Origin of the sequence: Aneurinibacillus uraniidurans, assembly GCF_028471905.1 — a bacterium.
Taxonomy (GTDB): domain Bacteria; phylum Bacillota; class Bacilli; order Aneurinibacillales; family Aneurinibacillaceae; genus Aneurinibacillus; species Aneurinibacillus uraniidurans.
The window spans coordinates 2,351,627-2,371,687 of the sequence record NZ_CP116902.1; the positions used below are offsets into that span (position 1 = coordinate 2,351,627).

17 protein-coding genes, 2 tRNA genes, 1 pseudogene and 1 riboswitch are annotated in these 20,061 nt (G+C 40.2%); of the genes and pseudogenes, 6 read left to right on the top strand and 14 right to left on the bottom strand.

From position 1 onward, the window contains the following. Nucleotides 1-45: 45 nt before the first annotated feature. Nucleotides 46-1,782 (bottom strand): methyl-accepting chemotaxis protein, encoded by a 1,737-nt coding sequence (locus PO771_RS11735; protein WP_272559859.1) that lies wholly within the window; start codon nt 1,780-1,782, stop codon nt 46-48. Nucleotides 1,783-1,929: 147 nt separating this feature from the next. Then, nucleotides 1,930-2,015: riboswitch (cyclic di-GMP riboswitch) on the bottom strand. A gap of 257 nt (nt 2,016-2,272) precedes the next feature. On the opposite strand from PO771_RS11735, the gene PO771_RS11740 reads away from it, so the two are divergent. From PO771_RS11740 to PO771_RS11750, 3 genes are all read left to right on the top strand, one after another. Further along, the gene (locus PO771_RS11740; protein WP_272559860.1) at nt 2,273-3,043 is read left to right on the top strand and encodes an amino acid ABC transporter substrate-binding protein; all 771 of its coding nucleotides are present in this window, start codon (nt 2,273-2,275) and stop codon (nt 3,041-3,043) included. A 71-nt stretch (nt 3,044-3,114) separates the two neighbouring features. Next, on the top strand, nt 3,115-3,774 hold the full coding sequence (locus PO771_RS11745) for an amino acid ABC transporter permease (RefSeq protein WP_272559861.1): 660 nt from the start codon (nt 3,115-3,117) through the stop codon (nt 3,772-3,774). A gap of 15 nt (nt 3,775-3,789) precedes the next feature. Beyond that, nucleotides 3,790-4,533 carry an amino acid ABC transporter ATP-binding protein gene (locus tag PO771_RS11750; protein ID WP_272559862.1) on the top strand — a complete coding sequence of 248 codons (744 nt, stop codon included), beginning with the start codon at nt 3,790-3,792 and terminating at the stop codon, nt 4,531-4,533. A 65-nt stretch (nt 4,534-4,598) separates the two neighbouring features. Here the strand turns inward: PO771_RS11750 and PO771_RS11755 are convergent, their stop codons facing one another. The 7 genes from PO771_RS11755 to PO771_RS11785 form a co-directional block, all read right to left on the bottom strand. After that, complete coding sequence (locus PO771_RS11755) at nt 4,599-5,273, bottom strand: DUF2642 domain-containing protein (RefSeq protein WP_272559863.1); 675 nt, start codon at nt 5,271-5,273, stop codon at nt 4,599-4,601. Nucleotides 5,274-5,305: 32 nt separating this feature from the next. Next, nucleotides 5,306-6,652 (bottom strand): arsenic transporter, encoded by a 1,347-nt coding sequence (locus tag PO771_RS11760; protein WP_272559864.1) that lies wholly within the window; start codon nt 6,650-6,652, stop codon nt 5,306-5,308. 259 nt (nt 6,653-6,911) lie between these two features. Then, nucleotides 6,912-8,792 (bottom strand): molecular chaperone HtpG, encoded by a 1,881-nt coding sequence (gene htpG, locus PO771_RS11765; protein WP_272559865.1) that lies wholly within the window; start codon nt 8,790-8,792, stop codon nt 6,912-6,914. A gap of 442 nt (nt 8,793-9,234) precedes the next feature. Then, on the bottom strand, nt 9,235-9,789 hold the full coding sequence (locus PO771_RS11770) for a DUF7018 domain-containing (lipo)protein (RefSeq protein ID WP_272559866.1): 555 nt from the start codon (nt 9,787-9,789) through the stop codon (nt 9,235-9,237). A gap of 198 nt (nt 9,790-9,987) precedes the next feature. After that, a complete protein-coding gene (locus tag PO771_RS11775; protein WP_272559867.1) occupies nt 9,988-12,024 on the bottom strand; it encodes a YfaP family protein in 2,037 nt (678 codons plus the stop codon). A gap of 307 nt (nt 12,025-12,331) precedes the next feature. Continuing rightward, nucleotides 12,332-12,398 (bottom strand) — tRNA-Thr (locus PO771_RS11780). 9 nt (nt 12,399-12,407) lie between these two features. Then, a tRNA-Gly gene (locus PO771_RS11785) sits at nt 12,408-12,481 on the bottom strand. A 158-nt stretch (nt 12,482-12,639) separates the two neighbouring features. Between PO771_RS11785 and PO771_RS11790 the strand changes: the two genes are divergently transcribed. Next, a complete protein-coding gene (locus PO771_RS11790) occupies nt 12,640-13,125 on the top strand; it encodes a pyrimidine dimer DNA glycosylase/endonuclease V (RefSeq protein WP_272559868.1) in 486 nt (161 codons plus the stop codon). Nucleotides 13,126-13,234: 109 nt separating this feature from the next. Here PO771_RS11790 and PO771_RS11795 read toward each other — a convergent pair. From PO771_RS11795 to dinB, 4 genes and pseudogenes are all read right to left on the bottom strand, one after another. After that, a pseudogene (locus tag PO771_RS11795) lies at nt 13,235-13,573 on the bottom strand (DinB family protein); the annotation flags it as partial. Nucleotides 13,574-13,642: 69 nt separating this feature from the next. Then, nucleotides 13,643-14,548 (bottom strand): RNA polymerase sigma factor SigJ, encoded by a 906-nt coding sequence (gene sigJ, locus PO771_RS11800; RefSeq protein ID WP_272559869.1) that lies wholly within the window; start codon nt 14,546-14,548, stop codon nt 13,643-13,645. A 19-nt stretch (nt 14,549-14,567) separates the two neighbouring features. After that, nucleotides 14,568-15,419: an NAD-dependent epimerase/dehydratase family protein gene (locus PO771_RS11805; RefSeq protein WP_272559870.1), complete on the bottom strand. Its 852-nt coding sequence runs from the start codon at nt 15,417-15,419 to the stop codon at nt 14,568-14,570. 80 nt (nt 15,420-15,499) lie between these two features. After that, a complete protein-coding gene (gene dinB / locus PO771_RS11810) occupies nt 15,500-16,555 on the bottom strand; it encodes a DNA polymerase IV (protein ID WP_272559871.1) in 1,056 nt (351 codons plus the stop codon). Nucleotides 16,556-16,910: 355 nt separating this feature from the next. On the opposite strand from dinB, the gene fbpA reads away from it, so the two are divergent. Next, nucleotides 16,911-17,069: a Fur-regulated basic protein FbpA gene (gene fbpA, locus PO771_RS11815; RefSeq protein ID WP_272559872.1), complete on the top strand. Its 159-nt coding sequence runs from the start codon at nt 16,911-16,913 to the stop codon at nt 17,067-17,069. Between the two features lie 108 nt (nt 17,070-17,177). Here the strand turns inward: fbpA and PO771_RS11820 are convergent, their stop codons facing one another. Both PO771_RS11820 and PO771_RS11825 read right to left on the bottom strand, forming a co-directional pair. Further along, complete coding sequence (locus PO771_RS11820) at nt 17,178-17,624, bottom strand: hypothetical protein (protein WP_272559874.1); 447 nt, start codon at nt 17,622-17,624, stop codon at nt 17,178-17,180. Nucleotides 17,625-17,637: 13 nt separating this feature from the next. Continuing rightward, complete coding sequence (locus PO771_RS11825; RefSeq protein WP_272559875.1) at nt 17,638-19,140, bottom strand: FTR1 family iron permease; 1,503 nt, start codon at nt 19,138-19,140, stop codon at nt 17,638-17,640. Between the two features lie 312 nt (nt 19,141-19,452). Here PO771_RS11825 and PO771_RS11830 point away from each other — a divergent pair, with 312 nt between their 5' ends. Then, nucleotides 19,453-19,968, top strand: a complete 516-nt coding sequence (locus PO771_RS11830; RefSeq protein ID WP_272559876.1) for a YuzF family protein — start codon at nt 19,453-19,455, stop codon at nt 19,966-19,968. The last annotated feature ends 93 nt before the right edge of the window (nt 19,969-20,061 follow it).

The window sequence follows — 20,061 nt, forward strand, 5'->3', positions numbered from 1 at the left end:
TATCACCCTTTTATTAGTTTCTATCTTTGGCTGCTATTCGTGTAATTACAGATGGAAACGTTCAATCGTCTCTTTCAGCTCACAGACTACTTCATCTAATTCTTCTGTTTCCTTGGCAATCTCTTGCATCGATGCCAACTGTCTTGTCGACGATGAAGAAACAGCAGAAGCATTACCTGCAAACTCTTGGGAAACGCCTGCCACTGATTCCATCGATGCTGTTACTTGTTGTGAACTAGCTGCCATTTCCTCAGACGTAGCCGATACTTCCTGAATTTGTGCATTAATACTGTGAACTGCTTCTAAAATATAGGCAAAAGCTTGTCCTGCCTTTTCAACGACTTCCATTCCTACATTTACTTCCCTAACCGTATGATCCATCGATGAAATAGAATGAGTCGTACTTCCTTGAATTTCCTGTACAAGATTTGCGATTTGCTGGGCGGATTGCGTGGACTGCTCCGCTAATTTCCTCACTTCATCAGCTACAACCGCAAATCCCTTCCCATGCTCACCCGCACGTGCTGCTTCAATTGCCGCATTAAGTGCTAATAAGTTCGTTTGAGAAGAAATCTCGGTAATAATGTCTACAATTTTACTAATTTCCTGCGAGTGCTCTCCTAATGATCTCACATCAGAAACAGATTGATTGACCGAAAGACTAATGCTTTTCATCTGTTCGATTACTTTCTTCGTGATGATGTTTCCTTCTTCTGCTTCTGAAGCCATTGTATTCGAGACTTCAGAGATGCTGCCCGAGGTGAGCGCTACATGCTGAACTCCGTCTGCCAACTCCTGCGTAGCCTGTGAGCTGGCCATGATGCTCCCAACCTGCATCTCCGTACCGCTGGCAATTTCCTGAATCGCTGCCGAAACTTGCTGATTCTCTTGCACAGTATTTTTAATTTCGGATGATAGTCTTGTTGATAAATGAGAAATGCGGGACGAAACATCCGTTACGTTATGAATAATCCCCCGCAGATTTTTGAGCATCGCATAAAAGCTTTTTCCTAATTCACCAATCTCATCGTTACTTTTTATTTCCTCAATTTCAATATTCAAATTCCCCTCCGCAATCATATGTGCTTTTTCGGACAGGGATTGAATCGGTGCCATCATACGTCTGATGATAAAATAAATAAGCAATCCACTAACAATGATAAAGAACAGCATCATGTACAAAATTGTACTGGCTTCTTTCCATGCTTTTTGATTGACTTCCGCTACATTATAATCAACCACATAAAGCGCAATAACATTGTTGTTTTCATCTACAATCGGCGCAAGCCCTGTTTTGTATTGACCGTACTGATCGCCATATACATCTGTAGCTTGAATTTTCTTCTGTTCAAACGACGTTTTCATCAGAGCAAGCAAATCCGGTGAGAGGCCTACTTCGTTCAGGTTCTGATTATATGGTACATCTGCTTTTCTTAGACTTGAACTCATTGCAACATTAAAAAACTGTCCATTCTTATAGGAGGCAATAAATAAGTTGGCAATAATTTTAGAATTGCCCATGATTTCATCCATCTTTTTTGTCATTTGCAGTGCATCCGGGTTTTTATCATTCGGCTGCGCAACGATGGATCGTACTTGATCCTGATTTACTTCTTCTGCCAGAATAGCTGCTGCATCATTCAACTGCTTGCTCATACTATTCAAGTTACTATTTTTAATCATAGAATATGCAGCTATACTACTAAAAACTCCAAAAGCAACTAAGATAGCAAGAGCCGCAATAATAATTTTCATACTTGCCGAACTTCTAATCTTCCTCACTCATAACCCCTCCAGATCATCATCTTTCCTTATCCCCTGCAACACCTATAGTTCAACCCACCAAGTCAGCAAATTCTGTATATTCCCCCTTCAACAAAAAAACAACCCCTAATAAAACGAATGCACAAAGCAAGCAGGGGTTGTTTCGAATGCAACCTGGCAGCCGTAGTCAGAAAGACCGTAGGCCCATAGCTTTGCGTCCCATCTTTTCAGAAGGTTTGCCAACATTTACATATTATATATGTCACGTATGTTTAAATAACAACGAGGAAAATTTTACACTTTTCCTCAAATTTTTTCAATAACAATCTACTAAATAGTACTTTTTTATCACCAAAGAGAGCAATTCAGAGATATTGAAAGCATTTCCATGCGAAAATCGTAAAAATTAAATATAGAAAAAGATTTTATCCTATTATAAAGTTAGCATTTTACCGTAATAAAGGGTACAATTTAGATAGTTGAGTATTAATTCTAGGAGGATTCATACATGAAACGATTTACAGCCCTACTTTTTGTATTTGCAATGATGTTATCCGTCATTGCCGGATGCTCTAGTACTAGCAACAATAAAAAAGAATTAGTCATCGGTGTGGATGATCAGTTTGCTCCGATGGGATTTCGAGATGATAAAAACCAACTCGTTGGATTTGACATTGATTATGCACGTGCAGCCGGCAAAAAGATGGGATACAACGTTGTATTCCAGCCAATCGATTGGTCAGCAAAAGAATCCGAGCTGGCTAGCGGTCGCATTGATTTAATCTGGAATGGATATACCATTACGGATGAACGGAAACAAAAAGTATTATTTACAAAACCATATCTGAAAAATTCACAAGTGATCGTTATCCCGGCGGCATCACCTATTAAAACTCTAAACGATCTTGCAGGTAAAAAGATCGGGCTGCAATCGATGTCTTCAGCAGCAGATGCGTTAAATGCAAATCCAATCAAAGCAAAAGTCGGTAACGTATCCGAGTACAAAGATAATGTGTTAGCATTAAGTGATTTGAAAATCGGTCGCGTCGATGCACTTGTTATGGACGAAGTAGTTGCCCGCTATTATATGTCGAAAGAAAACAATACATTTAAATTACTTCCTGAATCATTAGCGCCAGAAGAGTACGGAGTCGGTGTTAAGAAAGGCAATGAAAAATTGTTGAATCAGCTGCAAAAAGCACTCGATGACATGAACAAAGACGGCTCAGCAGCCGAAATCTCTAAAAAATGGTTTGGCGAAGATAAGGTATTGAAATAACATACGAACATATGAGAAAGAAACCCGGATTTCTTCAACGATCCGGGTTTCTCAATTAGGAGTATCGATAAATGAGCATGGATTATATACTAACGACTACCCTTTCAATGCTAGAAGGCGCACAAATGACGATTTTGTTATTTCTAATCGCCATTGTTGTGTCCATTCCACTCGGATTTATTTTAACGATGATGGCAAATAGCAAGCTTAAGCCGCTTGCCTGGTTTGCCCATGGCTATATTTATGTCATGCGTGGAACCCCATTATTATTACAGCTGCTATTTATTTGTTTTGGTCTGCCTCTCATTCCGGTTGTTGGCGACTATCTGATCATGGATCGGTTTGTCGCGGCTTGTGTCGGCTTTATTTTGAACTACGCTGCCTACTTTGCAGAAATCTTCCGCGGTGGTCTGCTAGCGATTGACAAAGGACAATATGAAGCTTCACAAGTGTTAGGATTAAACAGATGGCAAACCATAACAAAGGTTATTTTACCGCAAATGTTCCGTGTTGCACTTCCTGCGGTTTCAAATGAGTCGATTACACTCATTAAAGATACGGCATTGTTATATGCCGTTGCCGTTCCTGAATTGCTTCATTTTGCGCAAACGGCTGTAAACCGCGACTTTACGATTGTTCCATTTTTTATTGCAGGTATCATGTACTTGCTGATGACGCTCGTATTGACACTGCTGTTTAAACTACTTGAAAAAAAGTTCAAATTTGAATAAAAGGATTGGCACCCAATGGATATGATTCAAGTTTCAAATCTAAAAAAATCGTTTGGACACGTGGATGTACTAAAAAAGATTACGTTTTCGATCCAGAAAAACGAAGTTGTCGCGGTTATCGGTCCCTCAGGCTCAGGAAAAAGTACGATGCTTCGCAGCCTGGTCGACCTAGAGCATGTCGATGGCGGGAGCGTTTGTGTGCAAGGGGACTATCTCGTTAAAGATGGAACGTATGCGAACAGCAAGGATATAAAGAAAGTCACATCGAAAATGGGCATGGTGTTTCAGCATTTTAACCTCTTCCCCCATCTAACCGTAAAAGAAAACCTGGAACTGGCACCTAAGCATGTAAAGAAAGAGCCAGCTGCAGAGATCAGTAAGCGCAGTCGTGAGTTGTTAGACAAAGTTGGCTTGGCTGCGAAAGCAGATGCGTACCCTGCCAATCTTTCAGGTGGACAAAAGCAGCGTGTTGCCATTGCTCGTGCCCTGATGATGAAGCCGGATATTATTCTTTTTGATGAACCGACTTCCGCACTTGACCCGGAACTGACAGGTGAAGTCTTGCAAGTTATGAAACAGCTTGCGGAAGAACACATGACCATGATTGTCGTCACACATGAGATGGGATTTGCCCGGGAAGTGGCGAACAAAGTTATGTTTATGGACAACGGTGAAATTTTGGAATCCGGCACACCTGAACAGCTCTTTACGAATCCACAATTCGAAAGAACAAAAGCATTTTTACAGCGAGTTTTGTAAAACAACAGCCTGGCATTCATCCCGTTAAAAAAGGGATGTGTCAGGCTGTTTTCCTTATCGTATCGCTACGGTACGTGTATGGTTTTAATATGCTGTAAATTCCAACATACCATCTCTCTATCCGCCGTAATAAGCGTAAGCCTGTTACGACCCACCTTCTGCAGTAAGCCTATTTTTTCATCATTGCCGCCCCCATCTAGGACAACGATCTGATTTTCTAATTTCTCACATTGGCTTTCAAACGTTCTGGCTAATGGGATAGAGGTAGGATTAACAGGTAGGGATTGGTTGCTTAATGAATACGGTACAGCAGCTTGCGGATACGGAAGTAGACATTTCAGATGGTTCATCGAGATAAACATCGTTTTGTACACAGGGGAGTAAAAAACAAAGTAATCGTTCATAATGCTTGTCAAATACCCATGAATGGATTTATTCCCTGTCACGTAAATTTGCACAAATTGCCCTTTCGCATTTGTGAGCGTTTTACGAAATGAGATCGAAGCAGTATCGCTTTCAATGGGTGTTTCTACTGGCAGACTATCTGTCGACGTTTCCTCCCTTTTGACTTCTTTTACCCGCTGAATATGGACAGTTGGAATATAGAAAAAAGCAGATGCGCTATGATCGTATACAACCAGAATATCCAACCCGCTATCTATGAGTGTACCTTTGTAGTAACTTTCCCCTGAAATCTTGACCTCTACATGTTTTCCGATGAAATGATGAAACTCATTCATAGTGTGTCTCCCTTCTCCTATAAAATAGAGCTTTAAAACAGCCAGGAAACCCAATAATATAAGACAACTAACGTAAATAGTGTGGCAGGCGGAATGACGACTAGTGTGATTTTTATATACTGCCACCAGGTGATTTTTACTTTTCCGCGTCTTACGATGTGCATCCACATCAGCGTAGCCAGTGTTCCCATTGGGAAAAGTAACGATCCCATGTCGCTTCCAATTACATTAGCTAAATACGAGATTTTTAGGGCGAGTGGGTCGAGGTTCATATTCATAAGTGTCAGGGTGCCAACCATAAGCGCAGGGTGATTATTAAATATATTGGATAGAACAGAGAGGAGCGCTCCCATCATGACACTCGCATGCAGCAAGTTGCCAGAAGAAACGATCGGATGCATGAAATCAATCAGCCGTGCCGTTAACCCAATGTTGTGCAGGCCGTAAATAATAACATACATACTAAAGGCGAAAACAAGAATATACCACGGTGTCTTTTTCAACATATCCATCGGGGATATCTTCAAGTGAACCCAACGCCATCCTAACAGTACAAGGGAGCCAATGACAGCTACAATCGAGACAGGAATCGCCAAATATGAAGCAACAAAAAGACTGACACGAACAATCAATACGAAAAGCAGGATATTTCGCATAAACCGGGAACGTTCCTTATCCAATGAAGGAGAAGGCCTCGTTTTGAGAGGATGATAGGTAGAGGTTGTAAGACCTGTGACTGTAGTAGGTACGGTTTGCGGAATGACTTTGTAAAAACGAAGAAACAGGAGCCCAACGAGGAACAACAACCCTAGCGTAGCAGGAACAAACATCATCGCCGTGTGCATGTACAAATCCATATGCACGATTTTTAATGCGATTAAATTCACAATGTTACTTACCCCAATCGGAGCGCTAGAAGCGGTGGCGATTAATCCCCCGGATAATAGGTAGGGGATTTTTTGATGATTTTTCAAGCCCATATTATTGAGTAACATCACTAAAATAGGTGTTGTGATTAAAATACTGCCATCGTTATTGAAAAAGAGGGTCATGAGAAAACTCAAAAGATTGACATACCAGAATAAGCGAATCCCCGATCCCCCTGCTCTGGCAGCGAGCTTCTCGGCCACCCAGTGAAAGAAGCCAAAGCTCTCTAAGACAATCGCCATCACAATCGTTGCCATAATCGTAATCGCTGCCCCGCTTATTGTTTCCGTGATCTGGCCTAGATCAGATAAGGAAACACTCCCGCTGAGCAAAACAAAGATCGCACCCACTGTAGCCGGAATAGCTTCATTTACTCCCTTAGGCCTCCACAGAATAAACACTAGCGTAACCAAAAAAGATAAGATGGTCATCCAAACCATAAGTTGGAACACACTTTTCCCCTTCCTTCTTGTGATTCATGATGTAATGTAAAAATAGAGCCCCCTTCATGTACAAGACGGCACTTGTCCTACCCTCCCCTCTGTCCTTATGATCAACTTGTACTATATGTATATGTAAATAGATAAGACAAGCTTTAGGCACGTCTCTATTTTTCGATAATTCCACTGCTGCGCATCCTTAATACATCCAAATAAAAAACCGCCCCCTTGGGAGCGGCATTGTAGTCTATCTTTAGATCATGAAGGGCTATTACACCATAATCTTGCAAATGTTATTTGTAAATTCTACTGGATCATGGATCGGTAGTCCTTCAATCAGAAGTGCCTGGTTATATAATAAGTTTGTATATAAATGTAATTTCTCTTTATCTTTTGCCAATGCATCCTGCAAGGAGCTAAACACCTCGTGATTCGTATTAATTTCTAAAATTTTTTCTGCTTGTATGTTCTGGTTATCCGGCATTGCGTTTAGTATTTTTTCCATTTCGATCGTTACTTCACCGTCTGTAGACAAACATACCGGATGTGTTTTTAATCGTTTCGATGCTCGTACATCCTTTACTTTGTCTGCAAGTATATGTTTCATCTCCTCAAAGAGGGCTTTGTTTTCGTTTTCTGCTGAATCCGTATCGTTTTGACTTTCTTCTGCTTCAATCCCTAAATCACCGCTTGATACCGATTTGAACTCCTTATCTTGATAAGTCGTGATCATTTTGATGGCGAACTCATCGATATCATCTGTGAAATACAGGATTTCATATCCTTTTTCCAATACGAGCTCTGTCTGCGGCATTTTCTCAATTCTTTCATACGTCTCTCCTGAAGCATAATAAATATACTTCTGATCTTCAGGCATTCGTGAAACATATTCCGCTAACGTAACGAGCTTCTTCTCTTTTGAGGAATGGAACATCAGCAAGTCTTGCAGCAGTTCTTTATGACTTCCGAAATCACTATATACGCCGTATTTTAACTGTCTGCCAAATGATGTATAAAATTGTTCATACTTCTCACGTTCATCTTTTAGTAGACTTTGCAATTGACTGGCGATTTTCGTTTTGATGTTTTTCGCAATAACCTTCAGTTGTCGGTCATGCTGTAACATCTCGCGTGATATATTAAGCGATAAATCTTCTGAATCGACCATTCCTTTGACAAAACTAAAATAATCAGGCAGCAAATCCGCGCATTTGTTCATAATTAATACGCCATTTGAATAAAGCTCTAATCCTTTTTCATATTCTTTCGTATAGTAGTCAAATGGCATGTTCTCCGGAATGAATAAAACGGCATGATATCGCACGACACCATCGACGCTAAGATGGATATGTTTGATCGGCTTGTCAAACCCGTACCGTTTTTCTGTATAAAAGTTCTCATAGTCTTCAGACGTAAGCTCACTTTTATTCTTTTTCCAGATTGGCACCATGCTGTTTACAATCTGTTCTTCCTGGTACTCTTCAAATTCACCTTCGCTGTCTTCTTTCGGTCTTTTGCGTGTAACATCCATTTTGATTGGGTAGCGAATAAAATCAGAGTATTTTTTGATAATGGCTCTCAATCCGTACTCTTCTAGATACTCACCATAATTCTCATCTTCTGTGTTCTCTTTAATTTTTAGGATAATCTCTGTTCCTACTGCATCTTTCTCAGTCGTCACAATTGTATATCCATCAGCGCCTGTAGATTCCCATTTGAAAGCCGTATCGCTTCCTACAGCCTTACTAATGACTGTAACAACGTCCGCTACCATAAAGGCTGAATAAAAGCCCACACCGAATTGACCGATAATATCATACCCATCTTTTAATTCGGTTTCCTTTTTAAAGGCTAACGATCCGCTTTTCGCAATCGTCCCCAGGTTATTTTCCAGTTCTTCTTTTGTCATCCCGATGCCCGTATCGGAAATTTTCAATACACGGGTTTCCTTGTCGGCCACCACTTTTATGTAGTAATGATCTGGATCAAAATGTAACGCATCATCTGTTAGTGCTTTGTAATACATTTTGTCAATGGCATCGCTGGCATTAGAAATTAACTCTCGCAAAAATATCTCCCGCTGCGAATAAATAGAGTTAATCATCATATCTAATAGTCTTTTCGATTCTGCTTTAAACTCTTGTTTTACCATTACACTCTCCCCTTTCCATACAAAAACAACTCGAATATGCGAGTAACATAATTAGCACTCAACCATACAGAGTGCTAATTATTATCTTGATAACACATTCTTGATTTTGTGTCAATATGTATACACCTGTTCGCAACGGTTTGTCGGTCGTTTTCAATGCGCTATTGCTTTGCCAAGCCTTGTTAACTCTGAGGATGTACGAGCCGCTTATAAAAAAGAAAGAGAAGCATATGGAATGGTGGAGTGGAATAGGATGATCCCTTCTACCCCTTATACAAATAAAGAACCTGCCTAATTTATCAACTTAGACAGGTTATAGAAATGCTAATCATTAAATTGTGGAATACCATTCCCAAGTACAACGAATTTTCCTTTTCCATTTGGTATCCAATCTTTAAAATCTCCTTTATAAGCCGCAATTCTACTTGGTGTATGATACAATTTATTTAAATGCTTTCTGAATTAATGGCATTGTCTGATTAATCATTTGACTACCAGCAACCATTTTGTCAGTCGCTTTATTAATATATGTTACATCATTCTTGTCGATACCTTTCGCAATTAAATCAGGGACTTTCTCAAACTCAGCAATTGCTTTCATATAAGAGTTGTGGACTTCTTGAAATCGTGGTGTCGGCTTTAATTTCTTCGCATCATCTACTCCATTTTTCAACATTGCCAAAGCTGCTGCCATCTTCTTTTTCCAATTATCCGAACCATCAAACTGTTGTGAGACTTCACTCATTTGTAGTAATGCTTTAGTCAGAGCTGTTGTATTCGCAACAAATGCACTCTGATATTCTTTATCTGCTTCTGATAATCCATTTGTTTCTACTTTTGGTTCAGGTTTAGGTTGTTCTACTGGTTTAGTTTCTTGAGCGGGTTGTGTTTGAGATTGTGTTGAAGTTTCTTTTGGTGCAGATGCTTCTTTTCCTCCACACCCAGATAATAATGCAAGGCTTATCATGACAGACAGAAAAATTGTGACTTTTTTCATTTGTTTCTTCTCCTTATATTGTATTTAGTACGGTTAAAACATTACCATATTATGTATTAAGATTGAAGAAACAAATTATATATTTTTACTACATTAGGGATAAATTTACAAAGTTATCATCCATATGGATACAACTTGAAAAGTTACGATCTCTACTCTAGAATTACACTCGCTCCATTCCCCATATCATTATTGAAATTAATCCCATCTATCAATTTTAATAATTCGTGTAGAGTTGTTTGATGTTATTTTCAGAGTCAAATTCCATTCACTATCTTTTGAATAACCTACTCCACATGCAGAAGCATTCTCAATTTCTTCAATTGGAGTATTTGCAGTATAAGCTTCTAATGTCTTGCGAATTTCATGAAGTTCAGATTTAAGCGTCTCATTAAAGAATCCTCTACCTTTCCCTTCAGACAAATCCTTACATCCGTCCAGCAAAAAGAAAATATGCTGACCTGAATGAGTAACCTTCTCTTCATTCCATAGATTTGGAGAATTGGTGATGCCTTTTACCTTAATAAAGTTGTTTAATTGAACATTCCATGAATTATCAGATGAATAGTTTGTGCTAGAGATGTTCGGGTGTTGTCCCTTAACATAGTCAAAAGTGAACACAGTCTCTTTGAAGCCAGTATTTCCGGCAATGCCATAATAGGAGTAAATCTGACCGTTTATTTCCAATTCTACCTTGAATGGAGTCTTTCCGTTTCCTCTTTCACAATAGTTGTGAACATAGAAGACGTATTCGTCTTTTGGTGCATGACCATTACTCCACCGAATGTTCTCAACTGGCGAATAGTCTCTGTGACTGCCACCATTCATATCAATATCCAACCAACCACCACATCTACTCTTTTTATCTCCGTAGTAAATGTGTTCACCAGTAGGAGTTATACAATGAAGATCAAGGTCTGTGTATCCTTCCCAAATAAGTGAGCATCTGATTTCGTTACCCTCGTATCTTCCTCCTGCACTTTCAACCCTACGCTTAATTTCACCATCAATCCCACCATGATAATACCAACTAAATGGATTATCCCATTGTAAGATGTTAGGAGCGTCTTGATCGGAAGCAGTAACAAGAGCCATCAGCCTGTTAGGACTGTCAACCATAACCTCGATACTTTCTGCTGTAGATAACACGGTTCTTTGGAATTTCTCCCATGTCATTACTGTGTTCGGCAAGTTAACTTTTGCTTTCTTTTCTTTAGGTGCTATATTGCTAAATACACCAGATTTTTCGCTTTTCTTACTAACACTTTCTTTTGCTTTCCAAAGAAAGTGCGGTATTTCCTCGAATGTTGCGTATCTTCTTTGTAGAGAGTTGGCAATCCCAAGTTTCTTAACAATTCTTTCAGCTTGTTCAATATTACCTTGTGATGGAGCCACTTGCGACCTCATATAATTAGATGGATTCATTTTCTCTGCAAATCTACGAGAAATTAGATCGAAAGATAATCCATTAACAATGTCATCAAGCAATGTTCCAATCATGCTACTCTTTACATGACAGAATCCAGCAGGAGCAGTAGCAACAGCTAACCAAGTTATATGGTCAAGATTACGACCACTCTTAGCATTACTACGTTTGTTGTGTACTTCTTGCACAAATTTAGCAACACCAAGAACTCTGTCAGACCTATAAAGAGATTCTGATTCCAATAATGTTACTGCTTGATTTACAGCCTCTAAAGGATATTCCACTAATCCAGAAACCAAAATCCTAAAGTCCTCTCTCTTTTCTGCCATTTCTTGCCTGGATGTTTTTAGTCTAGAGTGAAAAACTTTTTCTGTTGGAAGTGTTACTGATATGTGATCCCATCCACCAGAAGTAGGTGTACCAAGAACTCTTTCACTTGAAACAAATACCCCTGTAACTCTCGATTTAAGTATGATTTTCTTCATCGCTTTAACCGATTCGGCGAAGAATTTAGGAACATCATTTTCATTCCACAAAACCGAACTTACTTCACCATCTTCAGAAATAGATACAAGTCCACCAAAACGATTCACAAAATGTCTGCAACAGCTACAAGTATAATGTTGTCTTGCTTCATGTGGTAAATTTTCAAGAAATACTTCAAACAATTCCTCTGCATCAGTAGTAAATAGTGGAACATTATCAAAAGTAGAAAAATGACGTATAATCGCCTCACTGAATTGAGGATATTGGTCATTGCTATTATCATACTCAGCATTATTAGATAAAATTTTGTTATCGTTATTCACATTTTCCCACTCCTTTTTTATAGTTTTTATTTTAAAATAACATAAAATGGAACAATTAACTTCCTTTATTTTGTCAAATTGTTAAATTTACTTAGAAGAGACCGTTATTTCAGACAAATTTTTAAACTCTATTTCGTCTTAAAAATCTTTAAGAGCAAATTTCAACAACAAAAAAGCCACTCTTCCTTTAATTCGAATTGAATTAAAGGAAGAGTGGCTTTTATTTCTTATAGTGGGTTTCCGTCCGATCACTATAAGTTTTATTGGTGAGAAAATCCCATAATCCTTGCGTGCCAAGGCGTGATGCTGGTGACAGGATTTGAACCTGCGACCCCTTCATTACGAGTGAAGTGCGCGTCTGCCAATTCCGCCACTTCGGCAAATGGAGCGGGTGAGGGGAATCGAACCCCCGCCTCAGGCTTGGGAAGCCGGCATTCTACCATTGAACTACACCCGCAATATCATACTTACATTTACAACTATACTAATAACCGTGTCAATGTATTAATGACATAAATTATTATATCATAAATATACTTATTATGCATCATTATCCGGATTTTACACCTTCATTAATGGTAAAAATATGATAAGTTACATAATGAGGTGATACATATGCAAATTTTCCGTCCGTTTAAGTGTTATGATCAATCGGCTCGTTTTTTATGTGATTCCAGACTTAATAAGCAAGTTCTAGAGTGCTATCAAGTTGCTAAATCAATTTTAGTTCATATGACTATAATGGAGGGACGCGGAGGATACTTTAGACATCCCATCACCCAGCATGTATACAACAATGGAAGGCCCTATCTTCCATCACTTTATCAGTTTATGGAGGCTTGCAATCGCGAATGGCTACGTAGAGGGAAGAATCGCGGAAGCGAGTTTGCTGCCAAAATAGAGAATTTACGACTGATTGTTATTAAACACCACGATCAATTTAGCTGGGAGTATCTGCCGCCCTTTTACTGTTATGGTGATGACAGAGTTTATCATGAAGAACAGGTTTATCAATTATATCGAAAATTACTGAAGCAAAAATGGGGGACAGATAAAATCATTCCCAAGTGCAGTATTATTCTCAAGCATACGAATACATAAAGCACCAAAAAGCCCCACCATCACGGCAGGGCTTTTCCTTACCTCTACTTATCTTGTACTTGTCAATCGGTTCTGCTTTACTCAAGAAGGAAAGTCCCACAGCATGCCTCTATCTTACAAATGTAATAAAGTCAAGATTAACCGGTTCAATACCGCCTGCACGAAGTCGTGAATTCATTTGTCCTCGATGATACTGACCGTGTAATGCTACATGAGTTAAAATATCCCGTACAGAATTCGTAAACTCTTTTCCTTTACTATTTGTGTAGGATATTGTTTTATCTAAGTCAGTATTCGCTAAATTAGTTAAAAACGCTGTAAAGCTCTCTTCATTTTGTTTAACAAGTTCTGCACAGACTTCGATATCGACCTCCGACCAGATGGGAAGCTGTGAACTATCCAGTCCTTGTAACCTGGTAATCCATACTTTTTCTGCAAGAAGAATGTGGGAAAAGCACTGCTTCCCCCCCTTCGTTTATTTCATCATACAAAGCAATTCTTTCTTCTATGATAGCTCCTATTCGTGACTCGTACACACAATAATATGTTTGAGCTTATCAGGATTTACGATATAAAAGATTCGCTCTATCTTGTTTGTATTTTGATTCCAAGCAAAACTGAATATTCCAATAGCCTCGTCATTCTTCGTTACAAGAATCCCCGGTTGGTTATTCACTCTCACTGCCAGTGCCTTTTTCCCGGAAAAGAACTTCGTGGCAATGGCATGCAACAATACTAGGACACGTTTTCTACTTGCAATTTGGTTAATAGCTGTCACTACTTTACCTCCTCCATCTGCAACAAGGATTACATCACTTGTAAGGATATCCGAGATTCCTTGAATATCCCCTCTCGATAAAGCTGAAATAAATGTAGTGACTTGTGATTGTTGAGTCTGATATGACATGTCGGTCTCATTAGGAAGTACAGTCATCTTCTTCTTGGCTCGCCCAAACATTTTACGACAATTTGGCTCCGTAATGTGTAACATATCAGCAATCTCACTGTGTTTTAAATGCAATGCCTCTCTTAGAACATAAACGACCCGCTCTGCTGTAGACAGTCTCTCCATGAGAACGACAAATGCATAGTATAATTGCTCATTTTGAACCACTTGTTCTGAGGGTTCTATCTGTGAGCCGTGCACAATCGGTTCTGGCAGCCAAGTACCGACATAGGTTTCTCTCTTTTTCCTGCTTGATTTCACTTCATTTATACAACGATTTATGACCATCTTGCTTATATACGACTTTATACTGGTAATATCAACCTGACTATTCCCGTTTATTTGAAGTCTTACAAATGTATCATGGACAATATCTTCAGCATCTACTAGGGATCCGAGCATTTGGTACGCTATCGAAATCAAGTAAGATTTGTAACTTGTGTATAACTCGTTTAACTCTAAATCATGCTGCTTCACTGTACCCTCCTTATTACGACTACAAGCAATTTTTAAAGCCCTCAGACCAAGAAGGATAGATGGGCTCCCATCCATATTTGTTTCGAGCTTTATTGTTCGAAGCACCGCGCTCACCGCGATTCCTGCCTGCTTGAATAGAAGGTTGAGCTGCTCCGATGGCAGAAGCATAGGCTGGTAACCACAGAGTTCCTGGTGCAGGACTATCATCTACAATATTTACCAGACCAGATGGCCAATCTAGTGCCAACAAAGCCGCTCTTGCTGCGTCTTCAACATGTAGAAAAGAACTTACACCGTTGGTCGCTACAAGTTCCTTCCTACGTACCTGATCGGCCACGATTCCATCTATCGCATACCACGTTCCCGGACCATAAAGAGTCCCATATCGAAGTATGACAGATTCCGGCATTTCGGTCACCTTTTCTTCTAAAGCCGCAATGCCGTCAATCGTCGTTTTTCGAGGCATGGGAGCATGGATGTCCAACGGTACCTCTTCCGCAGCCGGAATATCACCATCTTCATATGCCCAGGAAATGCTTTGGGCAATCATTCGTTTAACTCCCACAGATTTTGCGGCATCTACAAGATTCCTTGTTCCCTCGATTCGTATTCTCGCATTATCAACCGAACTCCCTGTGCTCAATGATGTAAGTTGGTGAATGACTATATCCGGCTGAGATTTTTGCAGTGCAGCGAATACAGCATCCCGATCAAATGCATCTGCTACTACCGGTTTTACACCCATCTTTATTATTTTGTTTACATGTGATTCATCACGAATCATTCCAGATACTTCATGACCTTCTTCCACCAATAAAGGAATTAAAAAACGTCCGATCACACCAGTTGTACCAGCAACAAAAATTTTCATATCAGTACCTCCTCACAAAATACGAGATAGAAATACCTCGGGGTTCATAGTTAAGACAAATTAGACCCCTATTTTGTGACTTAAAATGAAAATTTCAACTGCTCGTACACCTGTGCTGTTAGGTTGCTTAGTCGAATCCCAAACAAACGAATCGGGCGATCCGAAAAATGCAGCTCATACGTCTGCATTGCGATTCGATAAATATCATCCGCTCGATCTGTTGGTACTTCCAGTGTGATGCTGCGAGAAACAGCCTGGCGATAATCGAATTTTACCTCTACCGAGACCGTTGCGGCCCGTTTATGCTGACGCTGTACTTTCTCAGCCAGCTTGTGACTAAACTCACGAGCCGTTTGCTCAATTAACGAGTGTTCCATCGTATCGATCGCAAACGTACGGGAAGAGCCAATACTTTTCTCCCCCTTCTTTCGCTCTGGATTAACTGGGGAAACATGCGCTCCCCATGCTGCCTTATACAAATACTCACCCTTTTTCCCAAACCACTGCTGTAAGTCTTCTACTGGGTGAGCTGCCAATTGTCCGATTGTATGAATTCCTTTCTGATTTAACTTCTCGGCTGTGCTTTTGCCGCAGCCATGCAGCCGCTTGACAGGCTGCGGCCAGAAGTATGCTTGAAACTGACGCTGCCCCATCTCCACAAATCCGCGTGGTTTTTTCACATCGGCACACATTTTCGCAATGAGCTTATTTGGTCCGGCCCCGATACTGCACGGAATGCGCAACTCGGATTCCAGCTTGTGTTGAATATAAGAGGTAACTTCTTTAGGAGAATGACCACGCTCGATGATTTCTGTGATATCTAGGTATGCTTCATCAATAGAAGCCACTTCGCAAGGTGCAATGCGAGCAAGAAAGCGCATGATGGCCTCGGAGTATTGACGATAGAGAGCATGCTCGGGCCGAACAAATACCGCCTTCGGACAACATTTCCACGCATCACGGTACCGCATTGTTGTATACACCCCGTATGCCTTTGCCTCGTAGCTGGCTGCCACCACAATCCCCCTCCGCTTCTGCGGGTCCCCTGCAACTATTATAGGTTTGCCGCGCAACTCTGGCCGCATGCTTTGATGCACAGAAGCAAAGAAAGAGTTCATATCACACAATAAAATCATCACATTCACCTACTTTTTCCATCCACTTTATCTTATCCTCATTATAAGAACATATATTCCTATGCACAATGTTTTTTATTTATTTTATTGAAGAAGAAATAAAGCCTCCCACTCATCCGGGAGGCCTTTAACTGTATACCACTCTTTGCTCGACTTAGTGTATGTTTGGATGCCAACTATTATTACACGTTATTGCTCATTATTTTAGAAACTATGCGTTTTGCAATCCCCTCTAATTCATCAAAAGTTAAAAGGTATTTCATATTTTTTTAACCGGCCTGTAATATACGTTCTTTATTATTTATCTTGTAGCATCAGGATTTACAATGCTAATGCATAGGAGAGGTAATGTACAATGATGGCAGCTAGCAAACTGGATAAGTATATAGAGAAATTGTTGCAACTGGGTATTTTCAAAATTAACGATCATCAACTGTATGAGTGTTCAGAGAAAGAAGTGAAGCAAGCACTGTTTCATGCCTTATTACAAAATAAAAAAATACAAATACAATAAGACAAACCCCACTACCCAAACGGGCGGTGGGGTTTGTCCTGCCTACTACCGATGAGGAACTATGATCAAAAGAACTCTCGGCAGCTTATTAGCATGGCCTTACTCTTTTTATTTCATTTTTTCAACATCAGTTAGAACACCATCTAATTCATCAATGGACTTATTAAGAACCGTTTTATCCAGCTTTTGAGCTTTTGCCCCACCTTGGATAATGCCGAGTGGCTTTTCTACTTTTTCGTAAAGATCAGGATGTTTCTCCTTTACTCCATCTTCGAATTTGCTCCACGATTCTTCCAGCTTTTCAGCACCTTCTTTTACTTTAGCTGCATGATCAGCCTGTACTTGCGTCTTCATATCTGCAAGTGTTTGCTTCATTGCTTTTGCTCCTTCACTAGGAGAGGAAGCTGCCTGTTCAGTAGAAGAGTTTACCGTAGTGGCTGTTTGAGAAGATGCTGCTGGCTGGGTATCTGCTTTCTTTGCTTCTTGTGTACCGCAAGCTGTTAATGTAAGAGATGCTGCGAATACGGCTGGTACGATTACTTTAGATAGTTTCATGTTTCATTTCCCCCTATGATGCTTTGTTTGTTTGTAATTTTTGATTTATTTTACTATCCTTACGCTTATTCCAAATAACAGTAGCAATGGCTGCTGTAAGCAGAATAGCCTGTGGAATGATACTCTCCCACGTAGGATAAATGGCAAAAGACTCAATCGAAGGAAGTCCACTAGCCTGCGTGGCGGGCAATAAACCTGCCAGCTGTAGACCGTGAATGCCCATCCCCAAGAATTTGAAGCACAAATAGAATACGAGAATGCTCGAAACGATGAAAAATGGACGCATCGGAATTTTTAATCCTACCTTGAGAATTAAGTAAGAAAGAATCACAAGACTAAGTAGTCCGATTCCAATCCCGGTTACCAGACTTGTTAAACTAATGGAGGAAGCCATCCCGATATAAAAGAGAACGGTTTCCGTTCCTTCCCGAAATACAGCTAGGAAGGACAAAATAGCAAGGGACATAAGACTTCCCGTAGCAAGTGCTTTTGTGCTTTGGTTCCGGATATATTCCTGCCATTGAGCCGTACTTGATTTGCTGTGGAGCCAATAGCTCATATAAAGGAGCATGACCGCAGCAAACAATCCAGTCCAGCCTGCTATTAAGAAGTTATTATTGCCAAACGTTCCGGCTGAAAACAGCATTTGAACAATAATGCCTAGAATGATACTGACAGCAAAGCCAGCACCCACTCCGTAAAAAATCCACTTCTTCTTATCTTCATGTCCTGCTTTTTTCAAGAAGCCAAGCAGAGCTACTACAACAAGTAAACCTTCCAATCCTTCGCGCAGGAGAATCGTAACAGCATCCACCATGGTATAGCTTGTTTTCGCTCCTAGTGGTGCAAGATAATCCCGCATCGTTTGCAGCGTTTTTTCAGCTTCCGCTTTTTTCGGAGGATTCGATGACAATAGCGCATAAGATGTCACCATATCCTTCTCGGCATCTGCGTACACTTTAGAGGACTGTGTCAATACAATTCCTTCCACATCCAGCCACATGGAGCGAACTTTCTCAACATCCCCTTTTGCGCCTTGAATGTCATTCTTTTTAACCTTAACAATGGCCTGGTCAATTAAAGAAACGAGCCCTGCTATATTCCCTTGATCAGCTTTCGGTGCTTTATCCGCAGATGATTCTGTCGGAAACTGACCTGCGATAAACTTTTCATTTACCTGCTCAAGCTGTTTCAGGTTTGTTAGCAGTGTATTTTTATCGACAGGCTGTTGAGCAAACGCAAATTGCACTTGCCCCATCGCATCTTCAATATCACGATATGCCTGCATGGACTGCTTTTTAATCCCATCTTCTACAGAAAGCCATGTAGAAGAGAAACTGTCTATTTTCTCCTGTGCTGCTTTTATATTTCCGCTCTGCACAGATTGGATCGCCTGTTCGACAAACTGGTTTTCTTTCTTCATGTCGTCCACTGCACTGTTAGCAAAAATACTAGCAGGCAGTATGAGCGTTAAGAATAGCAGGATAACCAGTCCAGCTCCTATTCTTCTTTTCATTCTTCTCCTCCCTATCTACGCATTTCCTAATCCTCACACTGTTACTTAACTAGCACGATTAGGAAATTAATAATCATTATCATCGTTTTTCTATAGTTATTCTATCCATCTCATTCTCTCCAGTCAATAATAATTTTCATTCTTACACTTTATTTATATGATATGAATTAAATGGTGTGTACAACCTTTTTAGTGTCCTCTACTATTTGGGCGATATATTCAATTATTACGCCCATTTTTTATTAACTCATGTTCCGCCCTCTGGGTATTCACATAGGATGTAACTGTTCAAATATGAAGGGAGATGACAGCATGCATTATCCGAATTATCCTGTAATGGGTGCAATGACTCCAATGCCGAATTATCCTGTGATGGGTGAAATGGCTCCGATGCCAAATGCCCCTGTGATGAGCGAAACAGCACCAATGCCGAACGCTCCTGTGATGGGCGAAACAGCGCCAATGCCAAACGCCCCTGTGATGGGCGAAACAGCGCCAATGCCAAACGCCCCTGTGATGGGTGCAATGTATCCTATGCATGGAGGAATGCACCACATGCACCATGTTCACTACGTATCTCCTGTAAATCCGTCTTTCGTGCATTTACTGTGTAAACTGATTGGACATAAGGTAGTAGTCGAAACCGTCCGTGATAAATGCGTAGGAAAACTTATAGATGTGAAGCCAGATCACATCGTACTTGAGTCTATGCATGCAGTTTTCTTTATTCGGATTCAAGAAATTGTTGCAATTATGCCAATTAAGCATTGTCATCATTGCCATCACCACAAGAAACACCGTGATGATATAGAAGTTCAAAGTACCTAAACAAGGCAGGAAGGAAACAATCAAAGAAAGAGATGCTGTCTCGGTCGCCATATTCTGGCCTTTGGGACAGCATCTCTTTCCTGTATGTATTGA

What these genes read in the sequence shown, in the direction of transcription:
- PO771_RS11740 (WP_272559860.1), top strand. Translation starts at nt 2,273, where the DNA reads ATGAAACGATTTACAGCCCTACTTTTTGTATTTGCAATGATGTTATCC.
- PO771_RS11745 (WP_272559861.1), top strand. Translation starts at nt 3,115, where the DNA reads ATGAGCATGGATTATATACTAACGACTACCCTTTCAATGCTAGAAGGC.
- PO771_RS11750 (WP_272559862.1), top strand. Translation starts at nt 3,790, where the DNA reads ATGGATATGATTCAAGTTTCAAATCTAAAAAAATCGTTTGGACACGTG.
- PO771_RS11755 (WP_272559863.1), bottom strand. Translation starts at nt 5,273, where the DNA reads ATGAATGAGTTTCATCATTTCATCGGAAAACATGTAGAGGTCAAGATT.
- htpG (WP_272559865.1), bottom strand. Translation starts at nt 8,792, where the DNA reads ATGGTAAAACAAGAGTTTAAAGCAGAATCGAAAAGACTATTAGATATG.
- PO771_RS11770 (WP_272559866.1), bottom strand. Translation starts at nt 9,789, where the DNA reads ATGAAAAAAGTCACAATTTTTCTGTCTGTCATGATAAGCCTTGCATTA.
- PO771_RS11790 (WP_272559868.1), top strand. Translation starts at nt 12,640, where the DNA reads ATGCAAATTTTCCGTCCGTTTAAGTGTTATGATCAATCGGCTCGTTTT.
- PO771_RS11805 (WP_272559870.1), bottom strand. Translation starts at nt 15,419, where the DNA reads ATGAAAATTTTTGTTGCTGGTACAACTGGTGTGATCGGACGTTTTTTA.
- dinB (WP_272559871.1), bottom strand. Translation starts at nt 16,555, where the DNA reads ATGATTTTATTGTGTGATATGAACTCTTTCTTTGCTTCTGTGCATCAA.
- fbpA (WP_272559872.1), top strand. Translation starts at nt 16,911, where the DNA reads ATGATGGCAGCTAGCAAACTGGATAAGTATATAGAGAAATTGTTGCAA.
- PO771_RS11820 (WP_272559874.1), bottom strand. Translation starts at nt 17,624, where the DNA reads ATGAAACTATCTAAAGTAATCGTACCAGCCGTATTCGCAGCATCTCTT.
- PO771_RS11825 (WP_272559875.1), bottom strand. Translation starts at nt 19,140, where the DNA reads ATGAAAAGAAGAATAGGAGCTGGACTGGTTATCCTGCTATTCTTAACG.
- PO771_RS11830 (WP_272559876.1), top strand. Translation starts at nt 19,453, where the DNA reads ATGCATTATCCGAATTATCCTGTAATGGGTGCAATGACTCCAATGCCG.